Annotated in this window: 10 protein-coding genes; 8 read left to right on the top strand and 2 right to left on the bottom strand. The window is 75.2% G+C overall.

Annotated features, from left to right (window positions below; all coding sequences use genetic code 11):
* The first annotated feature begins 19 nt into the window (after positions 1–19).
* Genes ABD330_RS04140 through ABD330_RS04110 form a run of 7 tightly spaced genes read left to right on the top strand, consistent with a single transcriptional unit; the run spans position 20 to position 10,237 of the window.
* Positions 20–1,624 (top strand): SagB family peptide dehydrogenase, encoded by a 1,605-nt coding sequence (locus ABD330_RS04140; protein ID WP_344460792.1) that lies wholly within the window; start codon positions 20–22, stop codon positions 1,622–1,624.
* Between the two features lie 43 nt (positions 1,625–1,667).
* Entirely contained in the window at positions 1,668–4,367 is a 2,700-nt protein-coding gene (locus ABD330_RS04135; RefSeq protein ID WP_344460790.1) for a lantibiotic dehydratase, read from the top strand.
* Positions 4,368–4,370: 3 nt separating this feature from the next.
* Complete coding sequence (locus tag ABD330_RS04130; RefSeq protein WP_344460788.1) at positions 4,371–5,426, top strand: lantibiotic dehydratase C-terminal domain-containing protein; 1,056 nt, start codon at positions 4,371–4,373, stop codon at positions 5,424–5,426.
* Positions 5,423–6,697: a M50 family metallopeptidase gene (locus tag ABD330_RS04125; RefSeq protein WP_344460786.1), complete on the top strand. Its 1,275-nt coding sequence runs from the start codon at positions 5,423–5,425 to the stop codon at positions 6,695–6,697. Before ABD330_RS04130 ends, ABD330_RS04125 begins: the two co-directional genes overlap by 4 nt.
* Entirely contained in the window at positions 6,694–7,656 is a 963-nt protein-coding gene (locus ABD330_RS04120) for an ABC transporter ATP-binding protein (RefSeq protein ID WP_344460784.1), read from the top strand. The genes ABD330_RS04125 and ABD330_RS04120 overlap by 4 nt, the downstream gene beginning before the upstream one ends.
* Positions 7,653–8,405: an ABC transporter permease gene (locus ABD330_RS04115; protein WP_344460782.1), complete on the top strand. Its 753-nt coding sequence runs from the start codon at positions 7,653–7,655 to the stop codon at positions 8,403–8,405. The genes ABD330_RS04120 and ABD330_RS04115 overlap by 4 nt, the downstream gene beginning before the upstream one ends.
* Entirely contained in the window at positions 8,402–10,237 is a 1,836-nt protein-coding gene (locus ABD330_RS04110) for a TOMM precursor leader peptide-binding protein (protein ID WP_344460780.1), read from the top strand. Before ABD330_RS04115 ends, ABD330_RS04110 begins: the two co-directional genes overlap by 4 nt.
* Before the next feature lie 83 nt (positions 10,238–10,320).
* On the opposite strand, the gene ABD330_RS04105 is transcribed toward ABD330_RS04110, so the two are convergent.
* Complete coding sequence (locus ABD330_RS04105; RefSeq protein WP_344460778.1) at positions 10,321–10,506, bottom strand: thiazolylpeptide-type bacteriocin; 186 nt, start codon at positions 10,504–10,506, stop codon at positions 10,321–10,323.
* Positions 10,507–10,659: 153 nt separating this feature from the next.
* On the opposite strand from ABD330_RS04105, the gene ABD330_RS04100 reads away from it, so the two are divergent.
* Entirely contained in the window at positions 10,660–11,931 is a 1,272-nt protein-coding gene (locus tag ABD330_RS04100) for an amidohydrolase (protein ID WP_344460776.1), read from the top strand.
* A 47-nt stretch (positions 11,932–11,978) separates the two neighbouring features.
* Here the strand turns inward: ABD330_RS04100 and ABD330_RS04095 are convergent, their stop codons facing one another.
* Positions 11,979–14,237 (bottom strand): molybdopterin-dependent oxidoreductase, encoded by a 2,259-nt coding sequence (locus ABD330_RS04095; RefSeq protein ID WP_344460774.1) that lies wholly within the window; start codon positions 14,235–14,237, stop codon positions 11,979–11,981.
* Between the last annotated feature and the right edge of the window lies 1 nt (position 14,238).

Raw genomic sequence — 14,238 nt, 5'->3', positions numbered from 1 at the left:
TGCCTGGAGAGGACCGACCATGGGCTACGCCCACGAGTACGCGACCGCGGTGATGCGGCGGGGCAGGGTCCCGATGGAGCCTGCGGACTTCGTGCCCGACTGGGCGGACCGGCCCAGGAAGGGCAAGTTCTACCCCCGGGCCGAGCACTTCCCGCTGCCCGAGGGCGACGACCCGGCGGCGGCGACCGTGCAGCGCGGGCTGTTCGGGCCGCGCGGGGAGGGCGGGTTCACCCTCGGGCTGCTCGGCGGGATGCTGAAGGACTCCTACGGTCTGACCGGCCGCCGGCTCGCCGTGCAGGCCAACTCGGACCTGGGCACCCTCCCGTTCTACACCCACGCCAACTGGTCGCGCGGCACCGCCTCCGGCGGCGGCCTCTACCCGATCGGCATCCACTGGGCCGCCGGGCCCGGCGGCCCGCTCACCCCGGGCGTCTACCACTACTCGACCCCGCACCACTCGATGCAGCGGCTGCTGGCGGGGGACGTCTCGGCGCAGGTCCGGGCGGCGGCCGGTGACACCGGGGCGTTCGCGGAGACCGACCAGTTCCTGGTGCTCGGCGTCAAGTTCTGGCAGAACGCCTTCAAGTACAACAGCTTCTCGTACCACGTCGTCACCATGGACATCGGCGCCCTGCTCCAGACCTGGCGGATCTGGGCGCGCGCCCGGGGCCTGCACATCGGGGCCGCCCTCTGGTTCGACGAGGCCCGGCTCGGCCGGCTGCTGGGGATGTCCGAAGCGGAGGAGGGCGTCTTCGCCGTCGTCCCGCTCCGCTGGGAGCACCCGGCACCCGAGCACCCCGCCACCGGCCCCGGCACAGCCCCCGCCACCACCACTGCGCGGGTGCGGATGACGGACCAGGAGCGCTCCCGGCGGGTCTTCACCTTCGGGACCGTCGAGCGGATCCACGCCGCCACCCTGGTGGGCGCGGCCGAGCGGCCGCCGGCCGCCGCGCTGGCCGCGGCCCTCGCGGTCCCGCCCGCGCTCCCCGGGGAGCGCGTCGCCCTGCCCGAGCCGCAGCCGCTCGGCCTCGGTGTCCGCCGCTCGCTGCGCGAACGCCGCAGCAGCTTCGGGCGGTTCACCGCCACCGTGCCCCTGGGTGCCGGGCAGCTGTCGGCCGCCCTCGCGGCAGCCGCCGCGGCGGGCCGCCTGGACAGCGACACCGAGACCCCGGACGGACCGCCGCTGACCCGGCTGTACGTCTTCGTCAACCATGTGGCGGACGTCCCGCCCGGGGCCTACGCGTACGACGAGGCGACCCGCTCGCTGCGGCTGCTGAAGCCCGGCCCGCAGGGCGACTTCCTCCAGCGGAACTACTTCCTGGCCAACTACAACCTGGAGCAGGCGGGCGCCGTGATCGTCCCCGCCGCCCCCACCCCCGCCGTGCTGGACGCCGTCGGCGACCGGGGGCTGCGCCTGGTGAACGCCGCCGTCGGCGCGGTCTCGCAGGCGGTCTACACCGCCGCCGCCGCGCTGGGGCTCGCCTGCGGCGTGGCCCTCGGGTTCGACTGCGTCTCCTACGCGGACGAGCTCGGGCTGGCGGAGCGCGGCGAGGTGCCCCTACTGATCATGATGATCGGCCACGACCGGCCCCGCCCGGCCGACTTCAGCTACCCGATCGCCTGATCCGGCGGTGCGGACGATGGAACGGTCGAGGGAGGAGAAGCCGATGGACGGAGCAGGGCTCAGTCCCCGGTTCATGCTGCGGGCCGCCGGGCTGCCCGTCGAGGCGGTGCACGGCCTGCGCTGTCCGGACGCGCGCCGCTGGGCGGACGAGCTGCTCGCGGAGGAGGAACGCCTGACCGGCCTGGGCGCCCAACTCAGCGAGCCGCTCTCGGCGCTGGTCCGGGAGGCCCCGGACGACCGGGCGCGCCGCGGCCTGCTCGCCGTCCGCCGGGAGGTGTTCAACAACCGGCTGCCCCGCGATCCGGGCCCGGTGCTGGAGCTCGCGGCGGCGGTCGGCGGGCCGACCGGCGAGCTGCTCACGGACTGGCTGCACGCCCGGCAGCGGCTGGCCGGGCTCCGGGCGGCGGGCGAGGCCGAGTTCACCGGGGAACTCGCCCGCAGCCGGGCCGAGTTGGTCCGGCTCGCCGGGCAGGAGCAGCTGCGGCTCGGCCTGCTGCTGGCCTCGCCGACCCTGGAGGGCAAGCTCGACGCCTTCGTCGCCGCCGCGGCCGCCGGCCCGGCCGCGCCGGACAAGCGCGCCCGCAAGATGGAGCGCTCACTGCTCTCGTACCTGTACCGGACGGCCTGCAAGACCAGCCCGTTCAGCACCTTCACCACCGTCTCCCCGGGCCTGTTCGGCGATCGTGACCACCCGGTGCTGACCGGGGAGTCGGCGAGCCACCCCCGGCTGAACACGGTGGTGCTGAGCCGGCTCGCCGAGCTGATCGGTGCCGACCCCGAGCGCCGCCGCGACCTTCCGGTCGCGCTCGCCTCCGGCTGGGTACTGGACGAGGACCGGATCCGGTACGTCCGCCGCTCGGTGACGGCGGGCGACGACAGTGCGGCCGTGAGCTTCGACGCCGCCCAGGACCGGCTGTTCTTCCTGCGGCTCAGCGGCGCCCTGGAGCGCATGCTGGAGCTGTTCCGGAGCGAGCCGCTGATCCGCCACCGTGAGCTGGCCGCCCTGCTCCGTGCCGAGACCGGCGCCTCGACCGAGGAGGCCGAGCACTACCTGACCGCGCTGCTGGACCTCGGCATGCTGCAACTCCCGCTGCTGGCCACCGATGTGCACAGCCACGACCCGCTGAACTCGTTCCAGGCGGCGCTGCGCTCACTGGACCGCCCGTGGGCGGACACCGTCGCCCTCCGGCTGGCCGGCCCGGCCGGCTGCCTCACCCGCTACCCGGCGGCCGGCGTCGCCGCCCGCCGGGCCCTGCTCGGCACGCTGCGCCGCGAACTCCTGTCCATCCAGCGCGAGTTGGGAGCCGAAGAGCCGACCCTGCCGCAGACCCTGCTGTACGAGGACGTGACCGGCGGGCCGGTGGAGCTGGCGGCGGCCCGCTGGGTGGAGACGGCCGCCCGCCCGCTGCGCTCGCTGACCCGGGTGCTGCCCGCCTTCGACGTGGCCCTGGCCCAGCGGCTCACCCTGAAGGGCTTCTTCCTGGTCCGCTACGGGAAGGGCGGCCGCTGCGAGGACCTGCTCCAGCTGGTGCACGACTTCCACGAGGACATCTTCCACCAGTACCTCCAGTTCACCGCCGGCAAGCCCGCCTTCGACGAGGACGGCGGCTACCTGCCCGAGGAGAACTGGCTCGGCATGCCCGAGGTCACCGCACTGGACCGGGCCCGGGCCGAACTCGCCCGCCGGATGCGCCGGCTCTGGGAGGAGCGCCCGGACGGCGCCGAGGAACTCGTGCTGGACGACCCGGCGGTCGCCGCCGTCGCGGCCGAACTCGCCCCGCTCGGCGAGCGGTTCGACCCGCACAGCCACTTCCTCCAGCTCGCCGAGCGGCCCGGCGCCGACCCGCTGGTGGTGCTCAACAACTCGTACGGCGGCCTCTGCTTCCCGTTCACCCGCTTCACCCACTGCTTCGACCGGGCCGAACCGGCGGCGGGCGGCGGCCTGCCGGCCGAACTCGCTGAGAACCTGGCCGGGTTGCAGCCGCCGGGGGCGGTGTTCGCCGAGGTGACCGCCGGGGCCGCGACCACCAACCTCAACCTGCACACCAGGCTGACGTCCTACGAGATCGTCTGCCCGGGCGAGACCAGCACCGCACCCGAGCCGGCCCGGATCCGGCTCGACGACCTGTACGTCGAGCACGACCCGGCGGCGGACCGGCTGGTGCTGCGCTCGCGGCGGCTGGAGCGCGAGGTGGTCCCGCTCTACCTCGGCTACCTGGTCCCGATGGTGCTGCCCGAGATCCCCCGGACGCTGCTGCTGTTCTCCCCCACCTCCCGGGTCACCCCCGAGGTCTGGCGCGGTGTCCCGGCCGGTCCGGCCACCGACGGCGTGACCCACCGGCCCCGGGTGCGCCACCACGGCCTGGTGCTGCAACGGCGCGGCTGGACGGCGCTGCCCGGCTCGCTGCCGGTGCACCCGGCCGGCGGCGCGGAGGCCGACCGGTTCCTCGGCTGGCAGCGCTGGCGCCGCCGGCACGGGCTGCCCGACCGGGTGTTCGCCCGGGTCCGCCCGGAGGCCGCGGCGGGCGAGGACGGCGGCGGCTGGCTCGGCGCGTCCAAGCCCCAGTACGTCGACTTCGACAGCCCGCTCTCGCTGCTGGCCCTGGACGGCCTGGTCGCGGGCCGGGCCGCCCGGGTGGTCTTCGAGGAGATGCTGCCGGGCGAGGACGCACTGCACATCCGCTCCGCCCACGGCCGCCATGTGGCCGAACTCGCCGTCGAGATCACCCCCGTGGAGGCCTGAGCCGTGCCCGAGACGACACCCCCGACCCCCGACCCCGGCGACTGGCTGGCCTTCCACGTCTTCTACGCCGCCAGCCCGCGCCCGATGCTGCTCCAGTGCGTGCGCCCGCTGACCGACGCGCTGACCGAGGAGGGCCTGCTCGCCGGGTACTTCTTCATCAACTACTGGCTGGAGGGCCCGCATGTGCGGCTGCGCCTGAAGCCCTCCTCACCGGCGGCGGCCCGGCAGGTGCACGAGCGGGCGGAGCAGGCGATCGCGGAGTTCCTGCGCCGCCGGCCCGCGCTGTACGAGGTGAAGGGCGGTTTCCTCGCCGAGCTGTACAACACGCTGTTCGAGCTGGAGTACCCGGCCGAGCAGCGGGACCGGCTGCTCGGACCGGACGGCCGGATGCGCCTGCGCGCGAACAACTCCTTCAGCCTGGAGCCGTACGAGCCGGAGTACGGCAAGTACGGCGGCCCGGCCGGGGTCGAGCTGGCGGAGTGGCACTTCCAGCGCTCCAGCGACCTGGTGATCGAGGCGGCCCGCACCATGAACCTGCACCTGCGCACGGTGGTGCTCGGGCTGGCCGCCCAGCTGATGATGACCATGTCGGGCTGCTTCCTGCGCGAGGACGCGGAGCTGCTGGCCTTCCTGGACCGCTACCACGCCTTCTGGAACGGCGCGTTCGAGGGCACCAACTACACCGCCCGGGACGGCTACGACCGCGCGTACGGCACCATGGACGCCTCGCTGCCCACCCGGTTCCAGGTGATCCGGACGGCGGTCGGCGCGGACGCGCCGGACGCGCTGCCGAGCTTCCTGCGGGCCTGGGCGGTGCACTGCCTGGAGCTGCGCGAGCGGGTGCTGGAGCTCACCGCGCGCGGCGCGCTGGTCTTCCGCTCCTGGGACGGCACCCGCGACCTGCCGGTCACCGACCCGGCGCAGGCGCTGCCGATGCTGCTCTCGCCGTACCTGCACATGACCAACAACCGGCTCTCGGTGACCGTCCGGGACGAGGCGTACCTCTCCTACGTCCTGGCCCGCGCGCTGCGCGAGCCGCAGCCGGCGGCGGCGCCGTGACCGATGCGAGACTGCTGGCGCTGCGCCCGCGGGTCCGGCCCGGACTGCGGACCAGCCGTGCGCTGCTGCGCGGCACCGTCCCGCTGCACCTGCTGCGGGACCCGGTCACCGGCAGGCGCCTGGAGGTCGGGGCCAAGGAGCACTTCATCATCGAGCGCCTCGACGGCACCCGCTCGCTGAGCGAGATCGGCGAGGAGTACGCCCGGCGGTTCCGGGTCCGCCTCGGCGAGCCGCAGTGGCAGCAGATGCTGCGCCTGCTGTACGGCCGCGGTCTGCTCGCGGACGGCCCGCCGGCCGCCGCGCCGCCCGCCGAGGCGCCGTCGCGCTCCGGCCTGCTCGGCGGCCGGGTCCGGCTCGCGGCGGATCCGGCCGCCCTGGTGGAGCGGCTGCACCGGGCGACCGGCTTCGCCCGGCGGCCCTGGTTCCTGGCGCCGCTGCTCACCCTGGTGGCCGCCCTGCTCGCCGGACTGGCCCTCCAGCTGGGCGAGTTGACGCACGACACGGCCCGGCTCGGCCACCAGCCGGTCGCGCTGGCGGCGGCGGGCGCGGTGCTCTGGGTGAGCCTGGGCCTGCACGAACTGGCCCACGGGCTGGTCGGCCGGGCGTACGGCGGCCGGACCACCGAGATCGGGCTGCGCTGGCGGCTGCTGGCGACGTACCTGTACTGCGAGGTGGAGGACGTCCAGTTCTTCGCCCGCCGCCGGCAGCAGATCGCCACCGCGGGCGCCGGCGTCCTGGCGAACCTGGTCTTCCTGCTGCCGTGCTACCCGGTCTGGCTGCTGCTCCCCGCCCACGCCCAGGCCCGGCCGTTCTTCGGCGGCCTGCTGCTGCTCGGCGCGGTCATGGCGCTCGGCAACCTGCTGCCGCTGCCGCCGCTGGACGGGTACAAGATGCTCGGGTACGCCCTGGACAGCGTCCAACTCGCCACCGACAGCCGCCGGTTCGCCGCCCTGCTGGCCGCCTCGGCGGTCCGCCGCCAGGCGCGCGCCGCCGTCCGGGCCTACCCCGCCCGGCTGCGCCTGGTACACGGCGGGTACGCCCTCGGGTGCGCGGCCCTGGCCGGGGCGGCGCTGGCGGCCGTCGCTCCCGTCGCCCGGCGGCTGCTGCCCGCCGGGTACGGGCCGGTCGCGGCCTACGCCCCGGCGCTGGTGGCGGGCGGCGCGCTGGCGCTCTGGGCCGTGGGCCTGCTCGGCCGGAGACTGCGCCGGGCCGGCCCTGCGGTACCCCCTTCGACAGCCCCTCCCTCTAGGAACAACGGAGCAGACGGATGAGTCCAGCTGGAACCACGTCGGGCCCCGCCGTGGTGCTCGACGGCGTGGCCAAGCGGTACGGGGAGGTGCGGGCGCTCGACGGGGTCTCGCTGACCGTGGAACGCGGCGAGTTCTTCGGCGTCCTCGGGCCGAACGGCGCCGGGAAGACCACCCTGGTCGAGATCGTGGTGGGGATGCGGCAGCCGGACACCGGCACGGTGTCGGTGCTGGGCGAGAACCCGTGGCCGCGCAACACCGCGCTGCTGCGGCGGCTCGGGGTGCAGACCCAGACCTCCGCCTTCTTCACCCGGCTGACCGCCGCCGAGCACCTGGAGACCGTCGCCGCGCTCTACGGGCTGGACCGGGCCGCCGCCCGCCGCGCCCTGGAGCTGGTGGACCTCGCCGAGAAGGCCCGCAGCCGGGTCGACGACCTGTCCGGCGGCCAGCGGCAGCGGCTCGCCCTGGCGACCGCGCTGATCCACGGGCCGGACCTGATCTTCCTGGACGAGCCGACGGCCGCGCTCGACCCGGAGGCCCGGCGCTCGCTCTGGGAGGTGCTGCGCTCGCTGCGCAGCGAGGGCCGGACCATCGTCTACACCACCCACCACCTGGACGAGGCCGAGGCGCTCTGCGACCGGGTGGCCATCGTCACGCGCGGTTCGGTGGCGGCCCTGGACAGCCCCGGCAACCTGATCAGGTCGCTGGCCGCCCCGGCCCGGCTGCTCGTCCCGGTCGGCCGGATCTCCGCCGAACAGGCCCGCGCCGTCGAGGGCGTGGACCGGGTCACGGTCGAGGGCGGTGAGCTGGTGATCGAGACCAGGGCGGCCAACCGGGTCCTGGTCAGCGTCGGCGCGCTGGTCGGCATGGAGTCGATCCAGACCCGCACCGCGACCCTGGAGGACGCCTACCTGCGCCTGACCGCCGCCACCCGCGACGCAGCCGCAGCGCAGGCCACGAACGCAACGGAGCAGCAGAGTTGAGCGCCTACACCGCGATGACCAGGGCCACCTACCTGGCGTACGTCCGGGACCGGACCTCGGTCTTCTTCACCTTCGCCTTCCCGCTGCTGTTCCTGGTGGTCTTCGGCCTGATCTTCCGGGGCCAGTCGGTGAACGGCGGCCTGGCGTACATCAACTACATCGCACCGGGCGTCCTCGCCTGGGGCATCGGCAACGCCGCGCTGTTCGGCGTCGCGTTCACCCTGATGCACTGGCGCCGGGACGACCTGCTGCGGCTGGTCTGGCGCACCCCGACCCCGCTGCCCTCCGTGCTCGCCTCCCGGTACGCGGTGGCGCTCGGCACCGGCATCGTCCAGGCGGTGCTGTTCACCGGCATCGCGCTGCTGCCGGTGTTCGGCCTGCACGTGTCCTCCTCCTGGCCGCTGGCGCTGCCGGTGCTGCTGCTCGGCGTCACGGCGTTCGTCGCGATCGGCCTGGTGGTGGGCGGGCTGGCGAACACGCCGGAGGCGGTGGCGGCGATCGCCAACTGCGTGATGGTGCCGATGGCGTTCCTGTCCGGCGCGTTCTACCCGATCGACCTGATGCCGGGCTGGTTGCAGACCTTCTCCCGGGTACTGCCGCTGCGCTACTTCGACGACGGGCTCACCGACGCCTTCGGCGGGCGTCACGGCGTCGGCGGGCCCGCGCTGGCCTGCCTGGGCCTGGCCGTGTTCGCCGCGCTGTTCGGGCTGCTGGCCGCCCGGACCTTCCGCTGGAGCAACCGCACATGACGACCGCCACCGATCCCGCCCACCTGCTGGAGCGCCGCCTCGCGGCCCGGGCCGGCGGCGCCGCGCCCCGGGTGGCCGCGCTCGGGGACCGCGACGCGCTCACCGTCGTCGGACCGCAGCCGCGCGCCGGGGCCACCGTCCACCTCACCGCGCAGGCCGTCCTGGTCGGGCCGTGGGGCGGCTCGGCCGAGGCCGGCCCGGCCTGCGGCCAGTGCCTGGCCATGCGCTGGCAGCGGCTGCGCAGCCGCACCGAACGCGAGGCGCTGGAGACCGGTTCGGCGACCACGGCGGTGGACTCCCGCTGGCCGGTGCTCACCGACTACGCGGTGGACGCGCTCTGGTCGCTGCACCAACTGGTCTCCGGCGCACGGTCGGAGCTGCCGCAGGTGTCCCGGCTCGACCTGGAGACGCTCCAGGTGCGGACCTTCCCGCTGCTCGGCGACCCGCTCTGCCCGCACTGCGCCGACCCCGCCCCCGAGGGGCCGGTCCTGCCGCTGCGCCCGCGCCCGAAGCCGTCCCCCGACGGCTACCGGCTGCGGACGCCGGAGTCGTACGCGCTGCCCGCCGAGGCACTGGCCAACCCGGTCTGCGGGGTGCTCGGCGCGGGCACCTGGGCCGACGTCACCTCGCCGACCACCGCGCCGGTCGCGGGCAGCGTCTTCATGCGCGGCTATGCCGGGCTGACGGACGTCACCTGGAGCGGCCAGGCCAACTCCTTCCGGCGCAGCCGCGAACTGGCCTTCCTGGAGGGCCTGGAGCGCTACGCCGGGACACACCGCCGCCGGGCGGGCGGGCTGGTGACGGATTCGTACCGCAACCTGGCGGGCGGCGCGCTCGACCCGCGCGACTGCGGCCTGTACGCGCCCGGGACCTACCGCGACGACCCGATGCTCAGCCCCTTCGACCCGGACCGGCCGATCCCGTGGGTGCAGGGCTGGTCGCTGCGGGACGAGCGCCCGCTGCTCGTCCCGGCCCGGCTCTGCTACTACAGCGCGGGGACGGCGGCCGACAACTTCGTCTTCGAGTGCTCCAACGGCTGTGCCATCGGCAGCTGCCTGGAGGAGGCGGTGCTGTTCGGCCTGCTGGAGCTGATCGAGCGGGACTCGTTCCTGCTCGGCTGGTACGGCGGCCTGCGGCTGACCGAGATCGACCTCGCCTCCTGCGCCTCCCCCGCCGTGCGGGCGATGGTGGAGCGGGCCGCCCTGCAGGGCTACGACGTGCACGCGTTCGACAACCGGGTGGACCTGGCGATCCCCGTCGTCACCGGCCTGGCGGTCCGCCGGGACGGCGGCCCCGGGACGCTGGCCTTCGCGGCGGGCGCCGGGTTCGACCCGGAGGGGGCGGTGGAGTCGGCCGTCTCGGAGATCCTCACCTACCTCCCGCACCTGCCCCGGCAGGTGGCCGAGCGGCCGGCCGAACTCGCCGCGATGGCGGAGGACTTCAGCCTGGTCCGGCGGCTGCCCGACCACGCGGCCCTGTTCGGCCTGCCCGGGATGGCCCGGCACGCCGACGGCTACCTGGACCCGGCGGCCGTCCGGCCGCTGGACGAGGTCTACGGCGGCTGGCTGAAGGCCCGGCCGCAGTCCTCGGACCTGCTGGACGATCTGCGGTTCTGCCGCGACGAGTTGGTCCGGGCCGGGTTCGACGTCGTGGTGGTCGACCAGACCACCCCGGAGCAGCGGCGGCTGGGGCTGCGGACGGTGTGCACGCTGGTCCCCGGGCTGCTGCCGATCGACTTCGGCTGGTCACGCCAACGTGCCCTGGAAATGCCCAGGTTGCACGCGGCGGCCGGCCCCGGCGGCCTGCGCCGGGTGCCGCACCCGTTCCCGTGAGCGGTGCGCCGGCAACAGCAGGCCGCCGAACCGGGACCGGCGGGCCCCCGGGAGGGCCCGCCGGCTCGCTGGAGTCGCCCGAATCAGGCGGTGCAGCTGGTGGTGCTGGTGGTGCTGGAGCAGGTGCTGGTGCTGGAGCAGCTGGTGGACGAGCCCAGCATGACCTCGCTGGCGTCCGAGTAGTCGCTGATCTCGAAGGTCTCCGACTCCAGGTTCAGGATCTCCTGCGCGAGGGAGGCGAGCGTGATGTCGGAGTTGATGGCAGCCATGATGCTCCTTCGGGAAACGGGGAGAACCTGCTTCTCCCACAGCACAGTTGTACGTCAGGGCGCTGGCAGATCCGCTGCTGCCCGCTGACACCTGACTGACACCCGTCCGCCCTCGACCCTCGAACCCGAACTCTCGAACCGGAGCCCGATCCGATGCCTCCCGCCCCGCCCGACCTCGCAGCGACCGCCGAGTTCTACCTCGACCTGCACCGCCACCCCGAGCTGTCCGGCGCCGAGGAGCGCACCGCCGGACGGCTGGCCGCGCGGCTGGCCGCCACCGGCTACCGGGTGGAGACCGGGATCGGCGGCCACGGCGTGGCCGGGGTGCTGCGCAACGGGCCGGGGCCGGTGGTGCTGCTGCGCGCCGAGCTGGACGCCCTGCCGGTCGAGGAGCGGACCGGGCTGCCGTACGCCAGCACCGCGACGGCGGCCACCGCCGACGGGCGGCAGGTCCCGGTGATGCACGCCTGCGGCCACGACGCCCATCTGGCCTGTCTGGCCGGCGCGGCGGCCGAGTTGGCGGCCTCGGCCGGGCAGTGGAGCGGCACCGTCCTGGTGGTGGGCCAGCCCGCCGAGGAGACCTTGACGGGGGCCCGGGCGATGCTGGCGGACGGCCTGTACGAGCGCTTCGAGCCGCCGTCGGTGGTACTCGCCCAGCACACCGCGCCGCTGCCGGCCGGGATGGTCGCCCACGGCACGGGGCCGGTGACGGCCGGGAGCGTCACCCTGGAGGTGGTGGTCCACGGCCGGGGCGGCCATGCCTCGGCCCCTCATCTCGCGGTGGACCCGCTGCCGGCGGCCGCCGCGATCGTGCTGCGGCTCCAGGGTGTCGTCGCGCAGGAGACCGGCCCGGCCGAGCAGGTGGTGCTCACGGTCGGTTCCCTGGAGGCGGGCAGCCGGGCGAACGTCATCCCGGACCGGGCCACCCTGCGGCTGACCGTCCGCGGGTTCTCCGAGCAGGTCCTGGACCGGGTGACGGCGGCCGTCCGGCGGATCGTCCGCGCGGAGGCGGCGGCCTCCGGCTGCCCGCAGGAGCCGACGGTGCGGACCGTCTCCCGCTCGGGCGTCAACCTCCCGGACCCCGGGCTGACTTCGGCCGTACGCGACGCCCACCGGGCCGCCTTCGGCGGGCCCCGGGTCACCGGCTGGCCGCCCTCGATGGCCACCGAGGACTTCCCGCTGTTCGGCGAGGAGGGCGCCGCCCTGCACGGGGTGCGCGGCATCCGGACGGCGTACTGGATGCTCGGCATGGTCGGCCCCGCGCAGTGGTCGGCCGCCCCGGGTGCCACGGCGGCCGAGAAGCTGGCCGCCCTGCCCGCCAACCACTCCCCGGAGTTCCGCCCCCATGTCGGCCTGACCCTGCGGACCGGTGTCACCGCCCTGGTGACGGCCGCCACCGCCGTCCTGCACCGCCCGGGCGCGTGACGGCGACCGGGCCCGGATCCCCTTGAGGCAGCCGGGCCGAGGGCGCCTCAGGCCGCCGGGAGGACCTCCACCGGGATGCCGTTGAGGACGGCGGTGCCGGAGAGCGGGTCGAGCGGGAGCTCGTCGGTGAGCAGGTTGCTGTTGACGCCGGGGGCGCCGGCGGCGAGCGTGCCCCGGGTGGCCGGATCGGTGTGGCCCCAGCCGTGCGGGAGGCTGACCACGCCCGGGGAGAGCGTGTCGGTGATCTCGGCGGTGGCCGCCAGCTCGCCGACCCGGGAGCGGACGGTGACGGGCTGGCCCGGGCCGATGCCGAGGCGGGTGGCGTCCTCGGGGTGCAGTTGGAGGGTGCAGCGGTTGCTGCCGCCCGCGAGCAGCGGGAGGTTGTGCAGCCAGGAGTTGTTGGAGCGCAGCTGGCGGCGGCCGACGAGCAGCAGCCCGCTGTCCTGCACGGCAGTGAGGTGCTCGGCCAACCGCCGGGTCTCGTCCAGGAGTTGCGGCGGGGCCAGTTCGACCTTGCCGCTCGGGGTGCGCAGCACGCCGGGCAGCCGGGGCCGCAGCGGGCCGAGGTCGAGTCCGTGCGGGGCGGCCGCCAGGGTGTCCAGGGTGAGGCCGTCGGGCTTGGCGCCGAAGCCGTCGCCGTACGGACCGCCGCGCAGCAGGAGGTCGAGCAGGCGGTCCTGGCGGCGGCGCCCGGAGACGGCCGCGAGCAGCTCGACCGGGTCGCGGCCGTGGGCCGGCGAGGACGGGTCGGCGGACAGCCGGCGGGCGGTGTCGGCGGCGGTGAGGTCGTCCAGTTCGTCGGGGGTGAGGCCGCCGCCGAGGGCGGTGCAGGCGAGCCGGAGCAGCACCTCGGACTCGTCCAGTTCGCCGGGTGCGAGCGGGAGGCTGGGCGGGGAGTACTTGGCGGTGTTGCGGACGGCGAAGCCGGGGAAGACCAGGTCGTAGTGGCTGCGGGCGAGCGGCGAGGCGGCGGGCAGCAGCACGTGGGCGTGCCGGGTGGTCTCGTTGAGGTAGGCGTCGACGCTGATCATCGCGTCGAGCGAGCCGAGGGCGGCGCCGAGCCGGGCGCTGTTGGGGGCGGAGAGGGCCGGGTTCCCGGCGAAGGTGATCAGCCCGCGGAGCCGGCCCTGGCCGGGGGTGTCGATCTCCTCGGCGAGCGCGCCGACCGGGAACTCGCCGAAGACGCTGGCCAGTTGGCGCACCCTGGTGCGGCGCGACCCGGGCACCCGGACGCCCCGGCCCCGGCCGGGTTCGCCGCTGGTGTTGGGCAGGCCGGTGGCGGGTTCGGGGAAGAGGACGCCGCCGGGCCGGTCGAGGTTGCCGGTCAGGGTGTTGACCACGTCGACCAGCCAGCTGGCGGCCGTGCCGAAGGCCGTGGTGGTGGTGCCGATCCGGCCGTACACGGCGGCGCTGGGCGCGGCGGCGAGTTCGCGGGCCAGCCGGCGGACGGTGTCGGCCGGGATCCGGGTGGCGGCGGCGACCGCCTCGGGGGTGAACGGCTCCAGTGCCGCGCGGAGTTCGGGCAGGCCGTTCAGGTGCGGGGCCGCGCCGCCCGGGTCGGCGAGGTCCTCCGCGAGCAGGGTGCGGGCGATGCCGGCCAGCAGCAGCGCGTCCGTGCCGGGACGGATGGCGAGGTGTTCGTCGGCGATCTCGGCGGTGCGGGTGCGGCGCGGGTCGACCACGACCAGGCGGCCGCCGCGCCGGCGCAGGGCGCGCAGCCGGCCGGGCAGGTCGGGGGCGGTGAGCAGGCTGCCGTTGGAGACCATCGGGTTGGCGCCGAGCACCAGCAGGTAGCCGGTGCGGTCGATGTCGGGGATGGCGATCGACAGGTCGCTCCCGTACATCAGGCCGGAGGCGACCTGTTTGGGCATCTGGTCGACCGTGCTGGCGCTGAACCGGTAGCCGGTGCCGAGCGCCTGGACCAGGACCCGGGTGTAGAGCGAGGCCGCGTGGTTGTGCACGGTCGGGTTGCCGAGGTAGACGGCGACGCTGTCCCGGCCGTGGTCGCGGATCAGCGGCCCGAGCAGCCGGCCCGCTTCGGCGAACGCCTCGTCCCAGCCGGCCTCCGTCCAGGTCGCGCCGCGCCGGATCAGCGGGGTGCGCAGCCGGTCCGGGTCGCTGTGCAGCTGGCCGAGCGCGACGCCCTTGGGGCAGACGTACCCCTTGCTGAACGGGTCCCGCTCGTCGCCGCGCACCGAGATGCCGCCGGGGGCGGTCGTGACCGTCAGCCCGCAGGTCGCCTCGCAGAGCGGGCAGGTGCGGTAGCTGACGGATTCGGACGCGTTACCACTGGGTAGCCCGGTCATG

It is taken from the genome of Kitasatospora kazusensis, from assembly GCF_039529945.1.
GTDB classification, from domain to species: Bacteria; Actinomycetota; Actinomycetes; order Streptomycetales; family Streptomycetaceae; genus Kitasatospora; species Kitasatospora kazusensis.
Note: the sequence above shows the minus strand (reverse complement) of the source record. Positions and strands in the feature narration are given on the sequence as shown.